The organism is Shewanella gelidii (genome assembly GCF_014647855.1).
Taxonomy (GTDB): Bacteria; Pseudomonadota; Gammaproteobacteria; order Enterobacterales; family Shewanellaceae; genus Shewanella; species Shewanella gelidii.
This window is the reverse complement of the sequence record NZ_BMPZ01000002.1, coordinates 614271-638930: the sequence shown is the minus strand read 5'-3', so window position 1 is coordinate 638930 and position 24660 is coordinate 614271. Positions and strand designations below refer to the sequence as shown.

Annotated in this window: 21 protein-coding genes; 19 read left to right on the top strand and 2 right to left on the bottom strand. The window is 43.5% G+C overall.

The features are described 5' to 3' along the window. Window positions 1-2: 2 nt before the first annotated feature. A complete protein-coding gene (locus IEY18_RS06305) occupies window positions 3-2441 on the bottom strand; it encodes a LamG domain-containing protein (RefSeq protein ID WP_229779753.1) in 2439 nt (812 codons plus the stop codon). Window positions 2442-2443: 2 nt separating this feature from the next. Then, window positions 2444-3715 (bottom strand): hypothetical protein, encoded by a 1272-nt coding sequence (locus IEY18_RS06300; protein ID WP_229779752.1) that lies wholly within the window; start codon window positions 3713-3715, stop codon window positions 2444-2446. A gap of 285 nt (window positions 3716-4000) precedes the next feature. Here IEY18_RS06300 and IEY18_RS06295 point away from each other — a divergent pair, with 285 nt between their 5' ends. The 19 genes from IEY18_RS06295 to IEY18_RS06205 all read left to right on the top strand — a co-directional run bounded on the left by IEY18_RS06295 (window position 4001) and on the right by IEY18_RS06205 (window position 24658). Further along, window positions 4001-6679, top strand: coding sequence for an HzsA-related protein (locus IEY18_RS06295; protein ID WP_188918895.1), 2679 nt, complete (start codon window positions 4001-4003; stop codon window positions 6677-6679). 9 nt (window positions 6680-6688) lie between these two features. Continuing rightward, on the top strand, window positions 6689-7480 hold the full coding sequence (locus tag IEY18_RS06290) for an SH3 domain-containing protein (RefSeq protein ID WP_188918893.1): 792 nt from the start codon (window positions 6689-6691) through the stop codon (window positions 7478-7480). Continuing rightward, on the top strand, window positions 7450-8115 hold the full coding sequence (locus IEY18_RS06285) for an outer membrane beta-barrel domain-containing protein (protein ID WP_229779751.1): 666 nt from the start codon (window positions 7450-7452) through the stop codon (window positions 8113-8115). The genes IEY18_RS06290 and IEY18_RS06285 overlap by 31 nt, the downstream gene beginning before the upstream one ends. Window positions 8116-8161: 46 nt before the next feature. After that, entirely contained in the window at window positions 8162-8665 is a 504-nt protein-coding gene (locus IEY18_RS06280) for a TlpA family protein disulfide reductase (protein ID WP_229779750.1), read from the top strand. A 3-nt stretch (window positions 8666-8668) separates the two neighbouring features. Next, window positions 8669-8914 (top strand): DUF4266 domain-containing protein, encoded by a 246-nt coding sequence (locus tag IEY18_RS06275; RefSeq protein WP_188918891.1) that lies wholly within the window; start codon window positions 8669-8671, stop codon window positions 8912-8914. Further along, window positions 8901-10085, top strand: a complete 1185-nt coding sequence (locus IEY18_RS06270; protein WP_229779749.1) for a DUF3570 domain-containing protein — start codon at window positions 8901-8903, stop codon at window positions 10083-10085. The genes IEY18_RS06275 and IEY18_RS06270 overlap by 14 nt, the downstream gene beginning before the upstream one ends. Before the next feature lie 111 nt (window positions 10086-10196). After that, window positions 10197-10763 carry an AraC family transcriptional regulator gene (locus IEY18_RS06265; protein WP_229779748.1) on the top strand — a complete coding sequence of 189 codons (567 nt, stop codon included), beginning with the start codon at window positions 10197-10199 and terminating at the stop codon, window positions 10761-10763. Between the two features lie 96 nt (window positions 10764-10859). Further along, entirely contained in the window at window positions 10860-12950 is a 2091-nt protein-coding gene (locus tag IEY18_RS06260) for a coiled-coil domain-containing protein (protein WP_188918888.1), read from the top strand. Further along, the gene (locus IEY18_RS06255) at window positions 12950-16081 is read left to right on the top strand and encodes a tetratricopeptide repeat protein (protein WP_188918886.1); all 3132 of its coding nucleotides are present in this window, start codon (window positions 12950-12952) and stop codon (window positions 16079-16081) included. The genes IEY18_RS06260 and IEY18_RS06255 overlap by 1 nt, the downstream gene beginning before the upstream one ends. Continuing rightward, window positions 16056-17099 (top strand): tetratricopeptide repeat protein, encoded by a 1044-nt coding sequence (locus IEY18_RS06250; RefSeq protein ID WP_188918884.1) that lies wholly within the window; start codon window positions 16056-16058, stop codon window positions 17097-17099. The genes IEY18_RS06255 and IEY18_RS06250 overlap by 26 nt, the downstream gene beginning before the upstream one ends. 130 nt (window positions 17100-17229) lie before the next feature. After that, complete coding sequence (locus IEY18_RS06245; protein ID WP_188918883.1) at window positions 17230-17517, top strand: hypothetical protein; 288 nt, start codon at window positions 17230-17232, stop codon at window positions 17515-17517. A gap of 129 nt (window positions 17518-17646) precedes the next feature. Continuing rightward, on the top strand, window positions 17647-18303 hold the full coding sequence (locus IEY18_RS06240) for a MotA/TolQ/ExbB proton channel family protein (protein ID WP_188918881.1): 657 nt from the start codon (window positions 17647-17649) through the stop codon (window positions 18301-18303). 2 nt (window positions 18304-18305) lie between these two features. Further along, window positions 18306-18872, top strand: a complete 567-nt coding sequence (locus tag IEY18_RS06235) for a biopolymer transporter ExbD (protein ID WP_188918879.1) — start codon at window positions 18306-18308, stop codon at window positions 18870-18872. Next, window positions 18869-19450: an ExbD/TolR family protein gene (locus tag IEY18_RS06230; protein ID WP_188918877.1), complete on the top strand. Its 582-nt coding sequence runs from the start codon at window positions 18869-18871 to the stop codon at window positions 19448-19450. Before IEY18_RS06235 ends, IEY18_RS06230 begins: the two co-directional genes overlap by 4 nt. Window positions 19451-19453: 3 nt before the next feature. Beyond that, window positions 19454-20422, top strand: coding sequence for an AgmX/PglI C-terminal domain-containing protein (locus IEY18_RS06225; protein WP_188918876.1), 969 nt, complete (start codon window positions 19454-19456; stop codon window positions 20420-20422). Between the two features lie 154 nt (window positions 20423-20576). Further along, window positions 20577-20795, top strand: a complete 219-nt coding sequence (locus IEY18_RS06220; protein ID WP_188918874.1) for a hypothetical protein — start codon at window positions 20577-20579, stop codon at window positions 20793-20795. A gap of 262 nt (window positions 20796-21057) precedes the next feature. Further along, window positions 21058-22029: a retron St85 family effector protein gene (locus IEY18_RS06215; protein WP_188918872.1), complete on the top strand. Its 972-nt coding sequence runs from the start codon at window positions 21058-21060 to the stop codon at window positions 22027-22029. After that, a complete protein-coding gene (locus tag IEY18_RS06210; RefSeq protein ID WP_188918870.1) occupies window positions 22026-22967 on the top strand; it encodes a retron St85 family RNA-directed DNA polymerase in 942 nt (313 codons plus the stop codon). Before IEY18_RS06215 ends, IEY18_RS06210 begins: the two co-directional genes overlap by 4 nt. A 617-nt stretch (window positions 22968-23584) precedes the next feature. Continuing rightward, window positions 23585-24658: an efflux RND transporter periplasmic adaptor subunit gene (locus IEY18_RS06205; protein ID WP_188918869.1), complete on the top strand. Its 1074-nt coding sequence runs from the start codon at window positions 23585-23587 to the stop codon at window positions 24656-24658. Window positions 24659-24660 lie beyond the last annotated feature (2 nt).

Genomic DNA, 24660 nt, shown 5'->3' with positions numbered 1-24660 from the left:
CCCTATTGAACCAACATCACTGCGCTGGCTAATACAGCTGCGCAACTTGATTTTGCGATGGTTCTGGTTCGCTCTGCATTACAATTGCTGCCACAGACCGAAAGCCGAGTCACTAAATTATCGAGTTCAGTGTAAACGGTAGATTGATCAGGCTGAGTCGTTAAATCGAGAGGCATAAGCTTTGCGATCAAAGGCGTCAATAACTGGCTGCGATTGGCGGCACTTAAAGCACTCGCAGGGGCTTGGGTAAAATCAATGCCTGGAAACCATTGTGTGCGAATGCTGCTGTCTTCTATTGCGGTATCACAATAGGCAATCGCTAACTGAGTAATTCCCATTTGCTGCGCTGAGATAAAGGTTTCAATATTTTCTATATTCGGTAACTGACGTTTCACCAATTGATAGGTCTCTGCAACCTTACTTTCATTTTGAGCGACGCCAGTTAGCAGGCTCATTGAATGATGAATTTCAGCAAAGTTACGAATACCAATTTGTGCAGTTTCTGAGGTCGCAGGCACCTCATCGACAGGCACAATCACCCCAGGGATGACCACATTTGTATGTTCGCCGAGTTGCTCAAAAGTCAGGAAGAACTCATCTTGGCTTGCACCTTTTTCAAGACCAATAATCGTCCCTAATCGAGATAAAGATAAGGGTGAAGCAAGCGCTTGACCACTTACAATTGATTCACTCAAGTTGGAGTAGGCTTGTCCTTGAGCACTTTCTTTACCGTTTAAACCAATACGGAGCCCTTTCACCTCAAAACTATCAGAGACTGAGGAACCATCTATATTGACAAGTGCCGCATCATTAAACAGGTAGCTATAGTTATCAAATTGGCTGACCTCAAACATGACATAGGTTTTTGGTAAATCGATTAAATGACTAATAGAGAACAACAAGAAAAACTTCTCACCAACGCCCACATTATAATTTTGCTGAATTTGTTCAGTCTCTAGTGCGCGGTTATAAATAGCTAATAACCGAACATCACCTTGCCATACATGTTGATTTGATGCCTCCCGGCCTAAAATTAACGCGAAGCTATCATCCCAAGAAGCCAACGGGGCAATATCTTCATCGGTAACCTCAATAAGTTGGCCATTGACATAAATACGTCGCCCATCCGTAGCACTATAGGTTAATACCACATGTTGCAAAGTCGCTTGTAACACTTCTGAGGCGTCTGGTGTGCTTAAAGCGGGTTCACCATTGGGGCTTGAAGCTTCGCTACGAAGCATAAAGTCATAATTGTATTGAGTCTGACCTAAAGTGAAATTTCTCTCATTATCTCCCGCAGAATAGGTCACAATTCTTGCGGGTCCTTCTTGAACAACGTTGTTCGGGGTAACCCAAGCCTCAATAGAAAATTCATTGGTTGCGGTAATCAAATCATGAAGCTTTTTACTGCTCGCGGTACTGGCTTGGGCTTTGCCGTTATTAAAGGTTAACCCCCAACTTCCTAACCACTCAAAATCACCAGTTAAAGTCAGATTCGCTGCGGGTGAAATTCCCGACGTATCATAAGCGGTATTCCCTTCGCCCGCTTTAAACTGGTATAGCGCAATCACATCATTTTCAAACCGCCCCCCACTTGAAGCCGTAATGCCATCAGTCAAGCGCAATGATCTCGAAACAACCATTTCAGCTGAAATTTCATCGACAGGGATCTGATCTGTCATCGCAGTTATGGCTGCAAGCATTTCGGCGCTGTTCGCCTGACAACTCGACCAGCAGTTGTGGAATTCCGTGCCAAGACGAACCACGAGGCGTGATTGGGCGGGTTCATCTAAGCTGATCACTTGTTTCGCAGACTCGTAAGCTTGCACCATATCGCCACTGGCGAAGAATGGCGATTGCGCGACATCTGCAGCTTCGTTATGGCATTCAACACAATATTGATTCAGCAGTGGATAAACATTTTGCGCAAACAAAGCTGAGTCAGCAGGAAAGTTTTTACTGGCACCCGGTTGCCGCTCAACTGGCTCGGTTAACTCAATTGTATTGGCTGTGCTGACTCTGTCATCTGACCACAGTTTGATCCATTGGGTCATGGTTTCACCACAAGCGATATCGCTTGCCAGCCAACAGTTATGACCTCCGGCAACCTTTTCAACGAGCCGAGAAGTCGCAGGGTTAACCAAATCAACCAGTGGGTTTGTAGCGGCATAAGCATCATTGACATTATTGCGGCTAGCGAAAAATGGCGCTTGATTACCTTCCGTATGACAGGCACCACACTTGTCTTCAGTCCAGATATTGTCCCACAAAGAGACTTTATACTTTTGAATATCTTCGGTTTGCGGCGCCGGCCCCGTATATTCATTTGATTGCGGGTCTTGTTGCTGCGGCGGGTTAGATTCAACATCACCACCGCCACATGCACTCAGCAGGAGGGTAAATGCGATAATCGAGATATAGCTTTTCATTGGATGATTCACAATCATTCTCCCATACAATAACCACTAACTTCGGCAAAGACTTGCTTCAGTTGATAATCACTTTGCTTAAATGATTCTGTGGTGACGTGTATTTGGCTCAAATCCGCTTCGCTTTCCGCATCCCGTAAGCACACGGTTCGAAAAACCTTTTTCACTTGGCATTGTGCAAAAGCTTGACTGTTTGCCAGCTCCTCACCCAGTGACTTCATTCCACTACCTTGACCCGTCAAATTGGGGCTCCAGCCTAACCTTTGATTTGGGCCTTCACGCCAATAATTCTGCCAGTTGTCGTTTTCAGTCACATAACCATAAGGAAATGTCGTGGCATTGATATGATATTTCGCCGTCACTCGACTTCCGGTTGCCGCATCAATTTGCCCACTTTGGTTATAATGAATCGCACCATTTTCCCCTAACGGATCCGCATCACGGTCAAACTGATAATCATAATAGGCAAAAGCTTGCGCTAACGGGTCCATCCCAGCATGGCACGCCAAGCAGTTATTAATAAATAGGCGACTATCTCCACCGGGGCTTCGGCTAATATCTTGGCGGATCCGATCTGCAGCCCGAGTATTGTCTTTAATCGGCTCAAGATCAGTACACATGTGGTTCATCAGAGTAAACCTCAGCATGGCTCGGTTCGTGCCTAAATAAAAAAATGATTTTGCAGCCGCTCGGCTGGTCATCACACCTGCGGTTGCCGCAGCAGGTAACCCATTCACACTCGATTGTGTCGTCCGCTCTAGGCCATCTGCAAGGTCAACAAAACGTTCATCTAACGCCTCATAATGGTCATTGTTGTTGGTGTTATAAGCTGGCAAGTTTAGGCTAGCCTTTCCCACATAAACCATATCCGCTTGCAGAATTTGTCGAAAATCCACATCATCTCGCACCGCCCCGATCACCGTTGCGGTGTAATCATTTAACGGCGCAAAATTGTCCTGATCGATATTCGTCCAAGGCGTTGCGAATAACTTTAATGTGGTTGAATAAAATGCTGGCGACTCCATTGCCAAATAAGCAGCATCTATGACTTGATTGTTATCAATCATATTTGCCATCGTGACGAGGGTCGCCTCAGAAGCCGGTACACCAGCAATTCGGTCATGCAGTCGTTTTGCTTGCTCTAATGAACCCGCATGAGCGTTCTGTCCAACGGAAAAAAGGCAACCCAAAACAGTGGCGAAAGTCGTCACAACAAGGTTTTTTCTACTTGTGGAAATCGCAGATTTTTTAGCAAGACATGTATTCGTATAAAGTTGTTTCTTCATACCTTCTCCCTGTCACCATTTCGTCCTTCGCTTCTATACAATAACAATTCAATTCATATTTACAGCACATGAAAAAAGGCAGCAACCATATAACTTGCTGCCGCAATTTCAAACAGCTTAAACATCATGAGGACAAAAATTAATTTTTACCGAAAAGTGTTGAAACACTGATATCAGACAGCAATAATGTCAAGTTAAATCACAATCTGTTATCTAGCGCACAAAACCACTCTCACTTTTTGTGGTAAGAGCTAAGCAGCGTTGATAGATCATTAAGGAAAATGAATGGGATCGACCATAGCCGATAAAGCACTGCTGTTATTCATATTTGTAATTTTAACCGCATGTGATACCGACACGGCAATAAAGGATGAACAGCCTGATCCTGTTCTAGTCGAATACCCAGTCCTTTATATAGAACGCGATTCGGTAATCGAAGATGGTGATACCACAGAAATCCCCCGGTTCTCTCCAAGAGAACCTGCCCGCTTCAATCCTGGAGCAAACTTATTCGTCAAGCGTAATGCGTTCGCAGATTCCCCAGCCACAAATATCACAGCAGGCTTGTTTGCAGCAGAACAACCTATAGATATTCGTGATATTTCAGTTTCTGATGACGGCCAACAAGTATTATTGTCAATTCGAGCTCCCGAAATCGAAGGGGCTGACGATGAAGACCAACCTAAATGGAACATATGGCGTTACGACCAAACAACGCAAATTTTGGAACGCGTGATAGTTAGCGATACAACCGCAGAACAAGGTGATGATTTGATGCCATCTTTTCTGCCCGATGGTCGTATCATTTTTGCTTCAACTCGGCAAAGATTAGCTCGTGCGATTCTACTCGATGAAGGTAAACCCCAATATACGGCCCTTGATGAATCTCGGAACACTGCCGCTTTTAATATTCATGTGATGAACGCTGACGGTACTGGGATTGAGCAAATCAGCTTTAATTTAAGCCACGACTTATACCCACTGGTCCTGCAAAGCGGACAAATATTATATAGCCGCTGGGATGCCATGGGCGGTAATCATGGTATCAACCTTTATCGCATGAACCCTGATGGGACCGAGAACCAATTAATGTTTGGTTGGCACTCACACCAACTGCCTCTTGATGAGCAAGACGAATTAGTGGAATTCATTAAACCCCAGCAAACGCCTGATGGGAAAATCCTTATGCTGCTGGCTTCTCAGGATGATCGTGCTTTGCAAAAACGGCCTGTCATAGTCAATCTTACAGATTATACGGACCACCAGCAGCCTATTGCTGCAGCGACACCACAACAAGCAGCGGTGACCGATTTAACACTTAACTTTGATTTTGATTTTAACTTCTCTGATTCACTTTCCCTTTCTGGTCGACTCAACCACCTCTTCCCACTCCCAGATACAAGTGAACGGTATTTGATGAGTTGGGAGCTTTGTCGAGCGATTGTAGAAGAACAAATTCGAGCCTGTGGTCAACTCACACCAGAACAACTAGCAGATGAAAACTTACAACTTGCCCCCCCTCTTTATGAGCTTTGGCTGCTAAATAACAAAGACAGCACACAACAACTTGTCGCTTCAACTCTTGAGGGTAAAGTAATTACAGAAGCCGTCGTCATGCAGCCCTCTGAGCAGCCGAAAACATTTATCCCAAACCAAATTATTGGTAATGAGTTAGACGCCCAATTGAGCCAAGACCTTGCTGCTGCAATCCATATTCGTAGTGTTTATGACTTTGACGGCCAAGACTCAAGCATCCAAGCAAATAATATAGGTGGCATCACTCAACTCAGTGACCCAACCCAAACTACAGCAGCTCAGCGACCAGCTCGCTTTATGCGAATAGTGAGGGGCGTCCCCATGCCGCCTCAAGACGTTAGAAACATACCCAACACTGATTTTGGCCGCAGTACGAATCAATTAATGCGAGAAATTATTGGCTATACCCCAATCCAACCTGATGGCTCTGTGAAAGTAAAAGTTCCAGCCAATATTCCACTGGCAATTAGTATATTGGATGACAAGGGGCAGAGAATTGGGGGCCGCCATCGTCAGTGGATAACCTTAAAAGCAGGTGAAACACTTGAGTGTCAGGGGTGTCATACCGCAAATAGCACGCTCCCACATGGTCGACTCAACGCACAAGCGACGAGTATTAATCTAGGGGCTTCTGGCGGCACTGCTTATCCCAACACCAACTCCAATATCATTCCTGAACAAGGCCAAACCATGGCACAGGCGGATGAGATGACTAACGGCTTAGCCACACTTTCAGCTGATATCCGTTACCAAGACATCTGGACAGATCCTGCGCTGTCGGCTATCAATCCTGCGCTGAATTATCAATATCAGGAGCTTTCAACCCAAGCACCCAATGGTCATGAATGTTTTAGCAATTGGACTGCTTATTGCCGAATTCAAATTAACTATGTCGAACATATTCAACCCTTGTGGGAGCTTCCACGCATACAAATAGACGAGATAACACAAGAGGTCATTGCAGATAACACCTGTACTCGCTGTCATAACATTGTCGATACCGATAGTGCAGCAATGGTTCCTGCAGGCCAATTAGAGTTACTCGGCACGCCTTCTGGCGATCAAGCTGCTCATCTCACCAGTTATCGCGAACTCTTTTTCAACGATGTTGAACAAGAAGAAGTTGATGGAATTTTAATTGACCGACTTGTCGAAGTCCTCGATGAAAATGGCAATGTCGTCTATCAAGTCGACAGCAATGGAGAGTTAATCTTGGACGCAGATGGCAACCCCATTCCGGTACTAACAACAGTGGGCGTGTCACCTATAATGTCGGTGAACGGTGCCGCTGCTAGTGAAAGATTCTTTGATATTCAATCAAATAGCACACATGATGGTATGCTAACCGAGCATGAACTTAAGCTGCTACGAGAGTGGCTTGATATTGGTGCTCAATATTACAATACGCCTTTTTACCCACAAGATTAAATCGGCCCAATGGCAATTGTATGGCAACTCGTGACTAAAGAAACAAAGGGATTTATGAATAAAGCGCTACTTAATTTCATAACTGCAATTTTGATGCTTGTATTGTCACCCGTGGTTTGGAGTGCTTCAGATTCAAACCCAAGCTTAAAAATTGAAGTACCATACGTTGAGCTCCGCTCAGGCCCGAGTGCTGGATATCCGGTCGTGCATGTAGTCGAAAACAGTGAATATGTAACGGTTCTTGTTAAGCGTACAAGCTGGCTAAAAGTCAAAGATAAACGCGGTATAGAGGGTTGGTTCCACGAAGACGATCTTTTGGGGCTAACACAAGGCGGACAAGCCATCTCGAACCCACAAATAGATGAACAAGATTTCCAGCAGCGAAATTTTGAAGTCGGCGTCATGTATGGCGATCTAGAAGGCGCAAATTTTTATAACTTATATGGCAGCTATGCCTTGAGTTCTGTATTTAGCACTGAGCTATCGGTTGGTAAGGCGCTCGGAAATATTTCAGACAGTGATGTCATTGAGTTAATGCTCATGAGTCAGCCATTTCCTGAGTGGACCGTTATCCCATATGTTGGGGTCGGTGGCGGGATGATAAATACCACGCCCCATAGTGTCCTTGCGGATTCAGAATCACGTCGTAGCACTCTCATGAGTGCAGCGACAGGGATTAAATATCACATCGCGCGAAATTTCTTATTGCGTGCCGAATATAGATTCTCGCTTGCTTTAACAGACCGAGACGACAACGAAGAGATCCAAACATGGAAACTAGGTTTCAGCGTATTTTTTTAATGCCTATGATGACTGCAGGGCTGTGTGCAGTTGCAGCTTTGGCCATCCCTCAAATTGCGCAAGCAGCAGAGCCAGAGGCAACAGGCACAGTGAAAGCCGATGTCGACCGCCGGACGGTATTAGACGATGTTCTCGACACAGAGAACTTTGAAGCTGGATTGCACGGCGGAATTATCTCGATTGAAGATTTTGAGTCTAGTGGCTGGGTTAATGCTCATGTGGGCTATCACATCAACGAATATTTTTATGTTAAAGCGCGTTATGGCCAAGCAAAAGCTGGCACAACAAGTTTTGAAAAGCTTGCTAATGCAGCGCCTTTGCTTACCGATGATGAACGAGACCTAACGTACTATGGCCTCAATATCGGTTACAACCTATTACCAGGTGAGATTTTTTTTAGCAAAGACACCGTTTTTAACAGTATGTTTTCAATTGAACTTGGTGGCGGAAACACTGAGTTTGCCGGCGACGAACAGTTTACTGTAAATGTGACGGCTAATTATCGTGTATTTCTAAATGACTGGGTTGCTTGGGATATCAGTATGAGTGACTACATTTTTGATACCCAAGTGACGGGTGAGTCTAAAACAACGCACAACCTAAACTTTACTACGGGAATCGCCGTGTACTTTTAACCGACCTAGGTCGATTTGAATTGAACAATAAATTCATGGAGCGCCAATGCGATTGAATATGAATATCTGGAAACCCCTGAGTATTGCTTGCGTAATGCTATTCACAACCGCTGCTAACGCGCTTACAGCAGGAGAAAACGCACCAGACTTTACACTCAAAAGCATGGCGGGCGACAACTACAAGCTTGCAGAGCAACGGGGCAACATCATTCTGATCAATTTTTGGGCATCATGGTGTGGTCCTTGTAGAAAAGAGATGCCTGTATTACAGAAGTTACAAGATAAATACCAAGATTTAGGCGTACAAGTATGGGGAATAAATGTCGAGCAAGAAAACCAAGCGGGCAAAGATTTTCTAGCTGAATTGGATTTAAGCTTTCCCATTTTCTTTGATGATGAAAACACATTGTCAAAATCCTACAAAGTGGAAGCAATGCCAACCACAGTAATTATTGATCGCAATGGTACGGTTCGACACATTTTCCTTGGATACCAAAGCGGTTACGAAAAGAAATACGCAAAAGCAATTAAAACACTGATTAGAGAATAACTTATGGATAAGTGGCAGCGTAAAATTGGCACAATAACCTTCTTGCTCGCTCTGGGTGGATTATCTGGTTGTTCAAGCCTCGAGATTGAACCATGGGTAAAGCCCTATGAGCGACAAAACCTCGCCGATCCAATCATGAATTATAGCCGCCATCCAATTGCGAATATGCATGTCGCACACGTTTTAGAAGCGCGGGAATCTGCACGAGGTGCAGAAGGCACAGGAGGAGGCGGTTGTGGCTGTAACTAAGATGTTCCCTGAGAACAAGATATGCCAAAACATCCTTCAGGTGACGTGGCTAGTACTTCTCTGCTGCGCATTCAGCTTGTTTACATTACAGGCGAATGCAGCCGTATTAGCGCCCGATCGCGCAGATATTTTGTACCACAGCTATGAAGGCGGTGGAATGAAGATTGACGGTCCATCGCTTCTCGTTCGTAAAAAAACCTCAGAATCCCTCGCTTTTAAAGCGTATTACTACCTAGATAGCATCTCTTCTGCATCGGTTGATGTCATGAGTACTGCCAGCCCTTATTCTGAAACTCGCCATGAGGGACAGCTTGGTGTGGAGTACCTCCATGGTAAAACACTCATGTCCTTCAATATTCGCCAAAGTGATGAAGATGACTTTCTGGCACGCTCGTTTGGTTTCAATGTTTCCCAAGATACATTTGGTGATCTCACGAATCTTAGCCTTGGGTTTGCGTATGGTGATAACGAAATCGGCCGCAATGGCGATGAATCTTTTCAAGAACAAAGTGAGCAATACCGCATAAATGCCGGGATCAGCCAAATTTTAACCCGTAACTTAACCGCAAGCCTCAATTTTGAAGCTATCGCAGATAAAGGTTACCTGAATAATCCTTATCGAACCGTGCGGTTTATTGATAATTCGCTGCCTTCAGGGGTTGGTTACCAAACCGAAATCTACCCAGAAACTCGAAACTCGTTTGCCGCCAAGCTATCGGCCAGTTACTACCTGCCCTACCGAGCAGCCTTATTCTTTCATTATCGCCATTTCAGCGATAGTTGGGAAATTACAGCGAGTGATGTAGAGCTCGGCTATCGACATCCTTTTGGTGATTCTTTCGAGTTAGAACTAAAAGCAAGGTATTACCAGCAAACACAAGCTGAGTTCTACAGTGATTTGTTCCCCTATCGAGATGCGCAAAACTACCTTGCGCGTGATAAGGAGCTGAGTGACTTCAACGACCTCACCTTAGGAATCGGTTTGACTTATACAATGCCAGCATCATTGTCGTTCAATGATTGGCCCGCTGAAGCCACACTGCAATGGGACTATATGAAATTTGACTATAACAATTTCAGAGATCCCACCGCAGAAGGCGGCATTGGTAACGAACCATTTTATGGATTCTCAGCCAATGTCATCAGAGCCTTTTACAGTTTGTATTTCTAACGGAAAACGTAATCTGCGAATAACAGGGATTGAGACGGCTCAATTCTCAACTAAGCCATTGTAAATGAAAACAGAATCATAATAAGCAATGGACATAAAGAGTATATGGATATGACGCATACAGCTTTTTGGATTTACCGGCATACAATTTCTCAATTTGGGCGCTTATTCATTGGCCTTTTTACGCTTGCCTTATGCGCATCAACAGCAGCAAATGAACTGGATACTCAAAAGCCACTCGCAACAGAACTTGAAGAGATTAAAAGCCAAGTTCTGCAACTCAACCGTGATTTATTTATCTTAGAAGAAGATCTACTTTTCCCAGCCAGTACTCAAATCGCAGTATTTGTTTCCGTCGATGTTGGCCGATTCTTCGCAATTGATAGCGTGGAACTGAAGATCAATAACAGCAGTGTGGTTGGTTTTTTGTACACACCAAGACAACGACAGGCTTTAGAACAAGGGGGAATACAACGTTTATACCTGGGTAATTTGAAAACAGGCGCACACCAGCTAACTGCGATTTTCACAGGCAAAGATGCGGAAGGACGAACGATACAACGCGCAGCAACACATCAATTCGACAAAGATGATGAAACCGTCATGATTGAATTAAAAGTGGTCGACAGTGAGTCAAATTACCGCGCAGATGTTCAAATTGAAGATTGGGTGCTCTAGTTCATGTCCGATTTAAAGCACATGCGCTCGCTGCCATTCACCTTCAAATTACACGATATGTTCGTGCCCAAGGTACGCGTTTGCATCCAGCTTTTAATGGTTAGTTTAATCCTAGTTTTAACGCTGTCCGTCAATGCAGAAGAAACTACAGTTCAACCTGCCCCGGCCCCCACACTGCAAGAAAAGCAATACCGTCAAGCTCTCTATTTTTATTTCGCAGGTGATTATGCATCAGCATTACGGCAAGTCAGTTTAAACCGCAAAAAATCAAAATCATCGTCAGCTAAAAGCAATTTATTTGAAGCGGGACTGCAGGTTTCAGTGGGGCTCCACCAACAAGCAACTGAAACACTAGAAGGCTTTGAAGCAAGCCTATCATCTGCTCTGAAACCAACGAAGTCATCACAACAGTCGAGCAACACAAGTCCGCAGGAGTTATTGCTCATCGCACAACTTCAGCTGGCTGAGCAGCAATTTCTGCAAGGAAGCATCACCACTGCTCGCCAAACCTTAGAAAAAATAAATCGTGTTCCAGAAACTTATCAAGATCAATACACGGTGCTTAGTCAATTAGTATATTGGCCTGATTCACCGAAAGAAAAAGCACTGGGAACCCTAGGCAGCTCCGGTTCAAACAACGGCCCAACATCTAGTGATACCTCGCAAACACAACCACTCACACGCGCTTATATCCAGCTGAATCAAGCATTGTTAGATATTGAGCAAACTCGCTATGAACAAGCAGAAGCTTTACTCACCCCTTTAAAAACCAACCGTTGGCAAGCTATCGCACCAAGCTTTTGGCAAACGCTTTTTAATCCATTCAATAACTCTGGGATTGAGCTTGCCCCTAATCAAGCTGACTTCGACCAGTATCAAGCAGTACAAGATTACGCTCGCTTGTTACTTGCGCAGATGTACGTTAAGCAAAATGACTACACCGCGGCATACCATGAGCTGAAAGATTTCCCCAAAGCCAGTCCATACAGTGAGGCCGCACTGTTTCTCTTTGCCTACGCTGCGCAAAAATCAAAACAATTCGACACGTCACTAAAGCTGCTTGAAGTTGTGAAAAACACATACCCGCAATCTCATCTGGGATGGCAAGCCGCTTTACTCAAAGCGATGCAAATCGAAGATCAAATATCTTTTCAGCAAGCAATGTCCAGTTACCTGCAAGCCGAACTATTTTTTACCGAACAAGAACAGAGCTTGAAACACTTCCATGCCGAATTTAAAGCAGTTTCAAATCCTCTTGAATTTGCACCGCAGCCATCAATCGCAAAACCAAACGTACAAAGCCAATTTGCAGCATATGAACAGGAGCAAACGACAAGAGCATGGTCGGCAAATAACACTCCCCTAGTACTCGGTGAGCAAACTCGTTATCAAACCCAGTCACAGTGGTTGCGTAAAGCGCTCAATGATGCCAGTTTGCAAGAAAACTATAAAAATCTAGCCGAATTAGACGCCTTAGCGAAGCACCTTCAAACCCTGAAACAACAAAGTCAGTGGCTTAATCATACCATTGCGCTAAACCAACAAAGGCAAGCCCAAGTGCTTACTCGGCGCACACAAGTCGATTACCAACAGCAGTATATTCGCCTTCATAGCGATACCCAGGAATTAGCGAAGAAAATCGAAGAAGCAAAAAGGAATCAAAACGGACAAGCTTTTGCTACGTTGGATGAATTGCGTCAATTACAAAAAATTCAAATCAATGAACAGCGTCTCGAAAACCTCAAAAAACACAGAAATATAGAAGAGTATCAACATCGTTTATCCCGCTTAAAGTCGGTATTGCAGTGGAAAATGCAAACCGAGTTACCTCAGCGACTTTGGCAACATCAAAAGCAATTGAAGCAACTCAACGCCGTACTCAGTCAACTACAAGCCCAGAATTTACGCTTAGATGATATTGCAACTTCTCCAGAACGGCTTACACAATTTCAAGTGCGTCAGCAACATTCTGAGCAATCGATTGACGACACGCTCATGCGGATTGCAAAGCTAAGAGTTCAAACGGCTCAACAAATACACCAACAAGTCGCCAAATTTGTGCAAACAGAGCAAAGTACCCTCGCCCAGCTGTTACTCACAACCCGCCACAAGATGGCTTCTGCTTTAGAGCAAATGTCACTATCGCAAACCCAACCCGTTGGCCGCCTTGATGGAGGAACCTTGTAATGCTCTTTCATCGTGCAAGTCATTCATACTCTTCCTTACATAGCTTACTGCTTGCGCTTTGTATCGTATTAACCGGTTGTTTAAGCACCGGTAATCGCTCTGACACACCAAGTAAAAGGGCCACGTTGGCAGATTTTGCAGCGGAGCAGCAAGCTGTATCTGTTGCACAAGTAGAGCTATCAGAGTCACAACGGGCAGCGAAGCTTAAAGCCATTTATTTACAACTGTTATCACTTGAGCCTGATCCAGAAGTTCGAACAAAACTTGAATATAGATTGGTACAAATCAATTCTGAAGCCTATGAAGCGCAAGCGTTTGGCACAGATATCCCAGATAGCAATTCGGCACATAGTGAGCGCCTGGCGTTGGTAAAAATTAAAAATGATGAACAAGCACTTCAACAGCTTATTGACGATTATCACGCTCTTTTACAACGTTTTCCCAATCGCGCTGAAAATGAACATATTCGATATCAGCTAGCAAAAGCACTTGACTTGCAAGGCCAATTACAACCCAGCTTAAATCAGATGGAGCTATTGCTAAGTCGCTATCCTCAAACCAAATACTTTGTTGAATTAAACTTTAGGCGAGGAGAAATATACTACAACTTAGAAGACTACTCGGCAGCAATTCAAGCTTACCATCAAGTACTAAACGCTAGAAATAATGAAAAATACCGCGTCAATAGTCTTTATATGCAGGGATGGTCTCATTTTAAGCTTGGACGTTTTTATCATGCAGATCAGAGCTTTTTAAAGGTTTTTGATGCCATGTTAACTCTTGAAAATCTAGAACAATCCCGAGATAACTTCTCTTTTGAGCAACTCAGCAATCGTCACCAAAATTTAGCAATCGATACTCAGCGCGTCCTCAGTATATCTTTAAGTCAACAACAGCAATCTCTATCACTAGTTGAGCTGGTTAATCACAGTCAAACACAATACTTGCCACTTTATCAGCACCTACTATTTAAACACTTAGCGACATTCTTACTTCAAAAAGACCTTATATTCGATGCACAACAAACTTACCAAGCTTACATTGAACTCGCCAAAGACAACATCTGGGCTGCACGGTTTACGCTCCCACTACTCGACTTGTTAAAACAGCAAGGTAAATTTAACGAGGCGCAAACACTCAAAGGCGATTACATTCAGCAATTTGGCTTAACAAGTCGTTTTTGGCAGCAAGCGCCCCTGGCACAACAGCAGGAACTTTTGCCGAAACTCCTTGAATTTAGTGAAGAACATAGTCGGCGTTTATACGCTCATGCCCAATCACAATCTAATGGGACAGTGCGTATTCAGGCCTTCACTTCTGCAGCGAGTGCTTTAAAAGCGTATCTAGAAATTGCTCGATATGCATCTGTACACAGCCAAGCCTTGCTAAGTGGCAACTTACTCCCTGAAGAGTCCTTATATGCTGACGCCAACTTCGAAGCGCAAGATTATCCAAAGGCCTTGCAGCTATACAAATCGATTGCCTACGGCGACAAGCCTATAGCCCTGCAAACAAGCTCCGAGGCACAAGCACACCAACCTTCTCGTTCGGTTGCAGCGCAAGATAAAGAAATTAAACAAAATGCAGCTTATGCCGCAACAGTCACCATTAGGAAGATGACGCCATCCAATATCACCGCAAATTCAGTGCATACGGATGATTGGCGTTTGGAAAGAAATCAGCTCGACAAGCTTTTTATAGAACACTACCCGCAGGATAAACGTGCATTAGAATTAGCAACCCATGCCGCAAAATATGCTTTTGATGACAATGACCTGACTGCCTTAACTCAATTCAAAAATTTTGTTTTACAATCCCATGGGTTAGACACTCAACATTTAAGCACCAACCAAGCCTCCCTACAGGCAAGACAGCTTTCTCCAGTGGCCCTGCAACAAGCACAAGTTGTCAGCCAGCTTTTTGCACACAAGCAATACCAAGATAAACAATTTAAGCTAGCAGAAAACGCTTATGGGGTTGCGCTGGGGTTTGTCGATAAAAATATTGAGTCCAGAGCAAAAACACAAGATCGTCTAACAATCCGTAAAACTCGAAAAGAAATGCGGGAGCGTCTTGCATCCAGTATCTACTTGCAAGCCCAAGCCTACAAAAATTCTCAGCCACAATTGGCAGTTCAAACCTTGTTGAGAGTTGGACAAGTTGTTCCTGAATCTGAATATCGCAGTACCGCAGAATTTGATGCCGCAAACTTATTGTTAGAACAAAAAAATTGGCAACAAGCAGTCACAGTGCTCTTAGCTTTTGAACAAAATTATCCCAATCACAAATATAGTGCCTCAATTCCTGCGAAGCTAACCCAAAGCTATGAAGCCTTAGGGCAATGGCAACTTGCTGCAGCACAATTGTTAGTGATGGCGGAGCGGGCAGACACTCCAGAGTTGAAACGAGAAGCTCAATATACCGCGGCAGATTATTATGACAAGTCCGGCAACCATCAAAAGGCTTTACAAGCTTTTAGAACCTATGCAAACAGCTACCCTGAACCCTTCAACATCGCCCAAGAAGTTCGTTACAAAATGAGTGAGTTTTATCGAATCAGTCAGGAAACGGATAAACAATATTTTTGGTTCCGGAAAATCTTAAACTTCCATAGCAAAAAAAATAAAGTCGCGCCTCAACAGATAGGAGCCAGAGAGATTGAGCTCGCTTCTACGGCAGCTTTTGGACTCGCAACTGCACATCAAACAACATTTAATCAAGTACGCTTAAAAGCGCCTCTACAAACCAGCTTGAAACGTAAGCAAAAAGCAATGAAGCAGGCGATTCATTATTTTCAGCAGGTTCTGACGATGGAGTTAGCTCAATATGTCCCCCAGTCTACCTATCAATTGGCTGAAATGTACCGTCAATTGGCGGCAGATGTCATGCAGTCAGAACGTCCGAAGAATTTGGATGAGCTCGCGCTTGAAGAATACGAAATATTGCTAGAAGAATTAGCCTACCCATTTGAAGAAAAAGCGATTGAGATCCACGAAACCAATAGCCAGAGAGCATGGCAAGATATTTATGACCGCTGGATTGCCCAAAGCTTTAACAAGCTTGCCGAAATGTCTCCGGCACTCTATGACAAGAAGGAGCGTAGTCATGACGTTATTGATACCATGTACTAAACTCGCTCATCACAGCGGAAGAAACCTCAAACGACACCATAGAACTGTTGCGATAAGCTCGCAAAAGAAAGGTGTTGGACAGTACCAGTTAGGCATTTGCAATTCTGTGATGATAAAGCTGCTGTTAATCATAGCGCTATTGATACTGCTAGCAGGTTGTAGCAACTTGCCAAACTCTCAAACCAGCACCCAAGAAACAAACCAAGAAAGCATCGAGAGCATGGGTGAGCATATTGTTGCTATGATGGATACGGCCAACACAGCGTCAGAAGCAAGCGACCAATTGAATCGTTCAGATGCGAAAGACAGGGACAAAATCAATGGTAATGGGACTTCGACCGATACACCTAGCGTGCGCATGCCTTTCCTCGACAAAGCGAAACAAATGGATGCACAACTGCCACCTGTAATCATTGAAACGTTTAAAATTGCGAAACAACAAATGAACCAGCAACAATGGACTCAGGCAGAGGCTTCATTTGATCAAATAATTCAATCTCACCCACACCTCTCCGGAACTTATGTAAACAAGGCTATTATTGCGTTACAGCGAGCCAAACAAAAAAGCGGGCTTGCTTCATGGTCGCAGCTTTCTCCCGATGACCCTGCGTTTCATGTTGCTGAGCAACTACTCAAGCAAGCGATTACGTACAACTCGAGCAATGCTTACGCGCACCAAATTCGCGGGCAAGTCGCGCGACTCGCAGGGCAACTAACTTTGGCAGAACAAAGCTACCGCAAAGCACTTGTAATTTGGCCTGATTACCCTGAGGCACAACTCAATTTAGCCATCTTTTTAGAACTGTTTCGCGGGCAACTGATTGAGGCAAGAGGACTTTATCAAGCCTATTTGTCACAAAAACCCGATGATAGTCAGGCTCAGCGTTGGTTAGCCGCTATTGAGCTCAAAATTGACCGCGCCGGTTTAACACCATCGGCTGCAATACAAGGCGAATCTGCTCACAGCCTTCCAGCTCAGCCTAGAACAAGCCAAAACTTAATCCATGGGGGGGCATAAAATGATGCAAGCATGTAAGAGTTTCAATCCCTTTGACCGGTTAAGTGCTCGCAAGCAGCATAAAGCATGCACATCGGCTACTCCCCGCTGCAGCTCAAAAAACACAATTGCAACAGCGAAAATCCTAGCCATGACTTTAATGACGATGTCGTCGTTGACGCTCACGATATACGCACAAGCAAAAACGGACTCCAGTGGTCAATCAAAGAAACCCGTTGTCATTGAAAGCCAAGTAAAAGGTTCACAGGAGCAACCTAAAGTGCTGTACATCATGCCTTGGCAAGGCATCACGAACCCGATTGCACTGAGCGACAAAGAAATGCAGGTTCAATTACCTGATTTTCGCCCGATCCACCCAAAAAGCTTTCAACAACAAGTCTCAGAATTTAATGAACAACAAGCACAAGTAAAAGAGTAATTTTTTATCATCAACAATTTAAAGGTGTTGTTGTGGCAAAGCGGTAACACTAAAAAAACATAAGCGTATTGATCACCGGTTAAATCTCATAATGATTTGACAGGTAACAAATTTAAAAAGGAATACACCATGAGCTTCACCGACCATATCATTGCTTTTTTACAAAATGGCGGACCTTTCATTTACCCGATAGCACTGGTATTGGTCGTAGGTCTCGCGATTACTATTGAACGTTGGCTCTATCTTAGTGCTGCCCATAGAACCAACCTAAAGGCTTTTGATCTCATCAAGGATGCCTTAAAAACTGGTGATCTTGAGACGATTCTCAAGCATGCACAAACTCACAAAGCGCCGGTATTTGATGTCTTAAAATCTGGCATTGCCCGCACCCAACATGCCAACCGTCGCGAAGATATTGAATACGCAATGGAAGAAACCATTATGGAGTACATGTTGCGACTCGAGAAGAGAACGCCTTTTATTGCCACATTGGCAAACATAGCAACTTTACTCGGCCTACTCGGAACCATTATGGGACTTATCGCGGCATTCTCCGCAGTTGCTAGCGCAGATCCAGCAGAAAAAGCGAACCTGCTTTCCTCTAGTATCTCAGTGGCGATGAATACAACAGCATTTGGTTTGATTACCGCAATACCGCTCATTTTGTTTCACTCTGGGCTACAAACCAAAACAGCAACCATTGTAGACTCCATTGAAATGGTAGGTATTAAGCTGCTGAACTCCTTATCATTTAAGAAGAATTCGGACGTTAGCCGAGGCGAATAACTATGAGACGTCGTCGCTTATCTCCAAAACAAGACGCAGAGCTCGACATTACATCATTCATGAATTTGATGATCGTTTTGGTACCTGTGCTACTGCTTAGTTTGGTCTTCTCTCAAGTGCGAATTTTAAACTTGCAATTGCCAGTGCAAGCCGAAACTGAAAATGCCGAAACTGACGAAGAACCCAAAATTCTTGAACTTTTAATCACTAAAGATCGTTTTGAGCTCAATTATCCAGCAGGCATTCTCCTGAAACGTTTTGACATTGACGCACAGGGCTATGACTTTGCAGCCCTCTCTGTCTACTTGCAAGATCTGAAATTCACGTTTCAGCAGCAGTCTATAGAAAAGAATGACATCCTGTTATTGCTCGACGCTTCGGTCAATTACCAAACAATTGTGACAGCAATGGACACCGTTCGATCCTATAAAGCTGTGGTTGCAGCCAACCTTGTGGATGCAGAACTATTTCCGATCATCTCTTTGGGCGATGCGCCTGAAGATACACCACAAATAGACGACACGAAGCAAGCGGCTCCGCGACAAAAAGGCCAAGGAGCGCGGCAATGAAGCAATCATCTAGAGCAAAGCGCAGAGTTAAACATCATCAGCGGCTCAATGCTGGCGGCAAACTCAACTTAGTCGCATTAATGGATATTTTTACCATTTTGGTTTTCTTTTTAATTGTGAACCAATCGGAAGTTCGTGTTTTACAAAATATTGAGAAAATAAAACTTCCGGTATCTGTTGCCGATGAGCTGCCAGTGGAAAACCTTGTCATCACCGTTCTTGAACAAACGATTTTGGTTCAAGAAAGAGCCATATGGCAACAAAGTAAATCGGTAATGCTAGACGATGCTGCGCCATCCAAAAAAGTAGACGTAACAAACCGCAACGCCCCCGAGAGCGCACTTTTGTCCGCAGACTTCTTTCAAGCGCTCACGGCTGAACTGAACTATCAAGCCGGCAAACGCCCACAACTCACGGCAGCTGAACAGCTCAAAGGCCGAGGTGTGACGATTATTGGTGATGCATCGGTGCCCTACGCAGTGCTAAAGCAAATCATGGCCGCTTGCGCACAAACTGGATACCGAGATATGTCACTCGCAGTTGAAAAGCAAGCCTTGCCAAGCGATTCGGAGGGATAACAGATGAGCACTGTGACCCTTCCCAATACGAGGCAACACCATGGCTTTAGCCACATGGGAGAATTATTTAGGCCAAGTAAACAAGATAAACTGTTTAAGCGCATATTAATGCTTCTACTACTGATCTACCTTGGTTTTGCCATTCTCATTCCCTTACTTGAACAAGCTGTTATTCCTCGCGAGATAAAAGAACAAGTCCCACCTCAGCTTGCTAAAGTCATGCTGCAAGAAAAGCGGCTGCCTCCGCCAGAAAAGCCAAAAGAAGAACCGGTTCCTGAGCCTGAATTGAAAAAGGAACCAGAAATCGTCGAAGAGGTGAAACAAGAGCAACCAATCACGCCACCAAAAATGACGCGAGAAACTGCAAGAGAAGTAGCAAAAACATCAGGACTTGCTGCGATGAAAGACGAGTTGTTTTCAATGCGAGAAGCATTTGATATCAAACCGGCAGCCCAATCACAACTTAAACAAACACAGGCAAAGGAAGTAAAAGTAAAACGTAAATTAATCGCTGCTGCGGCCAATAAACAAAGTGACGGCATATCTCAGGCAAACGTGACACAAACCGTCACCTCAGACGCTCTTAGTACCAATAATACACAACAGGTACGTCTAGCCAAAGAGGAAGTCATTGCGAGCCAAGGTGCTATTGCAGAAAAGCGTAGTCTTGCCTCGTCTGCTGGTCAACGCTCTGAAGCCGCGATTCGCAGAACTTTAGAAGCCAACAAAGCACGTCTCTACGCACTCTATAATCGCGCTTTACGTAAAGACCCATTCTTGAAAGGAAAAGTTCTATTTGAAATTGAAATTCAGCCCAATGGCACAACAAGCCGAGTAAAAATTAAGTCCAGTGAACTCAATCACAAGAAATTGGAGCGACAACTGACACTGGTCTTAAGATCAATTCGCTTTCCCAAAGAAAAAGTGGCCACAATGACCACGATCTGGGCAATCGACTTCTTACCCAGCTAGATTGACCTGCGAAAGATAGCTCATGTGCTCCCAACCATCATAATATTGTTCAAGTGGGGGCACTGGGTTTCCATAGGTGCACGAGCCAAGATCCAACATCAACTCAACATCTTTGAGCAATCATCAATGTAGCAATGATTGCCTAGAAATGTCGTTGGACAACAAAGCCTTAAGCTATGACATTAAAGTCTTAAACGATGACATTAAAGATCGAAATTTATCGATGTCTTTTGTAGTGGCTTTTCGCACTGACAAATTTTTGTCCCAAAATGAGTTTGAAAACGCCACTTCAAAAGATATTTTTACTAATGAAAAGGTGCCAAGAAAATTAATGGCGATTCAACCTCAAGTGAACTTGTTCTTTGTAGCTTAATCACTTGTTACACCAGATAATTCCACCTATAATCCGATTACTCTTTAGCGTTTGGGTAGAATACCAATTCAACCTTGTCGGGCGATTCGCTAGACACTAACTTATTGAGTGTATTTAGGGTTGCGTTAGAACTTTTCTGACGATCCTTCGTACCTCAGGAGCGTCAGAGAAAGTTCTAACGCTAGCCTCTGAGTAAAGAGTAAACCGTGTATAGACGGGCACACTGTGCCCGTCTATAGCTTTTTTGAGGGAACAAACCGCAGTGAGCAAGAAGTTTGAAAATGCAGTTATTGAAGTATTCGAAGCTTTTGATGCCACAAAGTTCAAGGTCAATTACCCCGACCATCGAATTTTTGTATGCGGTGGACGAATCGACGTAAAGGAAGTCGTTCCCCCGAGCTTTCGTCAACGATTAATAGATAAATTAGCCTCTGAGCACCCAGACGTTGAAAGTGAAATTGTATTAGCTGAAAACTTTAAAGATTATTTTAGGGAGCATGCTTACAATGATTTACTTACATTCGAGGACGATATCGCTCAACTAGCTTCAGTTGTTGTTATATTCTTGGAAAGCCCTGGTTCACTAGTTGAGCTTGGCATGTTCTGCACTAAACCTAATTTTTACAAAAAACTTCTAGTCGTAGCACCAAGAGAAGAAACCGAACAGGAGGACTCGTTCATCTATCTTGGTCCTTTAGATCACATTCGGAGTAGAGAGCCATCTTCAGTAGCAATATACCCATGGCCAAATGATCAAACTCCAATTTACCCTGACATCCACTTGCAAGACTTATGCGGTACTTTGTTGGAAAAGCGAAATACACTTCCTAAACACCCGACATTTAGCAGAAAAAATTCAGGCCATGTTGCTTTATTACTATTAGAAATCGTCCGCCTCTCATATCCCGTATTGTTGACGGAAATTGAGCTTGCATTAGCATCACTTGAACTTGATGAAGACAAGGCTAAAATAACCAGACTATTGTACCTTCTTAACCGATTAAATTATTTAAATACATATGAATACGGCGGATACAAGTTTTACTACCCTTTAGATAGGAAAAATCCAAGGGTTAAGTTTGGAGTAACTAAACATTCAACTGCATTTGATGAAAAAAAATTGGTGATGGCTTTGAAAATGTCATACGTGAATGATGTACATGATGGATCTTCTCGAAAAAGAATAGCAGCAGCGGCTGAAATACAGAAGATTCTTAAGGGTGAAGAAAAATGAATCTATCTGAATTACTTGCAAGCCTAATTTTCATGGATGATGAAGAAATAATTTCTTTTGCAGCCAGCTCTCCTTATCGCTACAAGGTTTATTCCATTCCTAAACGTAATTCCGAAGAGCGTAGAATAATTGCACATCCATCAAAAGAGCTAAAATTCTTCCAAAGAGTTATTGTTAAACAACTATCTGAAAGATTACCTATCCATAGTGCAGCCAAAGCATACACTAAAGGTCTAAGCATAAAAGACAATGCTCTACCACATGCTAACTCTAAATACTTGCTCAAAATGGATTTGAAGGACTTTTTTCCTAGCATAAATCCTTCATTATTTTTCAAAGAATGCCGTCGACATGGTATTGATTTTTCGGATCTTGATATCGAATTGCTCGAAGGATTCCTTTTCTGGAAACGCCGAAGAGCAACAAAATTAGTTCTAAGTATAGGGGCACCGAGCTCACCACTTGTGTCGAATTTTATTCTCTACAAGTTTGATGAGGACATTAGCCGTTACTGTAATTCTATAGGTATCAACTATACCCGATATGCAGATGATCTTACTTTTTCGACCAATAAGAAAGATGTACTTTTGAAGTTCCCTACAAAAGTTAGGAATACACTCAATTCGCTATATGATGGCCAAATTAAAGTAAACCTTAGAAAGACCGTACTATCCTCTAAAGCGCACAATAGACATGTAACCGGGGTAACATTAACAAACGAAGGAAAATTAAGTGTAGGCAGAGAAGCAAAGCGTAATCTATCAGCTTCTATACATAGTTTTACCCTACAAAAGCTTTCCAATGAAGAGATATTTAAGCTCAAAGGCCATCTGGCTCATGCTGAGTTTATTGAGCCAGATTTTCTAGAGAGGATGGTTAAAAAATATGGTCAAGAGGCCATCTGGGAGTTGAAACATTACACTCATTCCAAAAACTAAAACCTCAAATCGCAGGATCGGTCATTTTTTATATGTACTATAGGATTGACTGAGGCAATCTACTTATTCAGATCACCCAACAGCACTATGAACTACCCATTTCTCAGTGATTTCTAAATCAGCCTTATAAGGATATTTATTGCGAATGATAATATGAATTGTGGCTGTAGATTCTTCATTCTAAAACGTTAATATCCAGCAGTGGGTTTCGAGCTTTGTTGTCACACTTTCTTTGGAAAGCCACGTTGATCTAGTCTAAGTTTCAATCTCTATTGTCATATGCGACCTCAAGTAGCCATGATAGAAACGAGCTTAGGAAGTAGAAAACTTTCAAACTTTAATGTCCGTCGACAGGAAATAGCACAACAATCGCTTTTCATCGCCCATCAAATAGCTTTTCAACAATCTCCGCACCACAACCCAAATCGGCATCAAGAGGTTCGTTTCCTGTTAGCGTTTTTCATCAAAAGTTGTACTTTTTCACTACAATTGTAACAGCCCCTCAACTTCATTTCGCACAAGACTGCATAAGCTGTTGTATTTAAACAATATGCGTGATTGGCATGTTTACTGCAAATACCGCTGCAATGAGAAAACAAAAAATAGGTACCAATCACATGGATTCCCTGCAAAAAGTAAAATTTATACTTCCTGTTCTGTTCGTTGCCGCTTTAACCGCCTGCGAGAATGAAGAAATAGCAAAAGAAGAAGAGAAATATGCAGTTCCCGTCGAAACCACACGCGTCATTCAGGGGGACGTATCTTCTTTTTATAGCACTACTGCAACCTTAGAGGCTCCGCAAGAAGCAAACGTTGTCTCTCGAATTTCAGGGCTCATCGAATCCATCCAAGTAGAAGAAGGCGATCGTGTAAAGCAAGGCCAACTTCTGGCAATTATTGATTCAAAGCGACAGCGCTATGATTTAGACCGCTCTCAAGCCGAAGTAAAAATAATTCAACAAGAACTTGAAAGACTGCAAAAGATGAATAACCGCGAGTTTATTAGTGCCGATGCAATGGCCAAGCTCGAGTTTAACTTGCAAGCTGCGACGGCAAAACGAGATTTAGCAGCGCTGCAAGTGCAAGAGAGCATGGTGCGCTCACCAATCGAAGGTATCGTTGCCATGCGTCACATCAAAACTGGCAATATGGCAAAAGAGTTTGAAGAACTGTTTTACATCGTCAACCAAGACCAATTGCATGGCATTGTTCACTTACCCGAGCAACAACTCAATAGCCTTAAACTTGGCCAGCAAGCGCATATATTCACCAACAGTCAATCGACACAAGACGCACCAGTTCAAGCGCACGTTGCTCGAATTAGCCCAATAGTCGATGCCCAAAGCGGCACATTTAAAGTTACGCTTGCGGTTCCCAATCAGCAAGCCAAGCTCAAAGCCGGTATGTTTACTCGAGTAGAGCTCAAATATGATACTCATAAAAATGTCATCACAGTGCCGTACAACGCAATTGTCAATCAAGACAACCATCATGCACTTTATGTCATCAACGGGAAAAATGCTGATCGTCGAGAAGTTCAGCTGGGATATCGTGAAGCGGATACCGTAGAAATTATTAGTGGCATCAGCTCCGGTGAGCAAATCGTTATCCGCGGTCACCAGAATCTTAAAGATCAATCACTTGTTGAAGTGATTGATGCCCTAGACGTTGCTTCTACAGTAAAGCAGTAGGA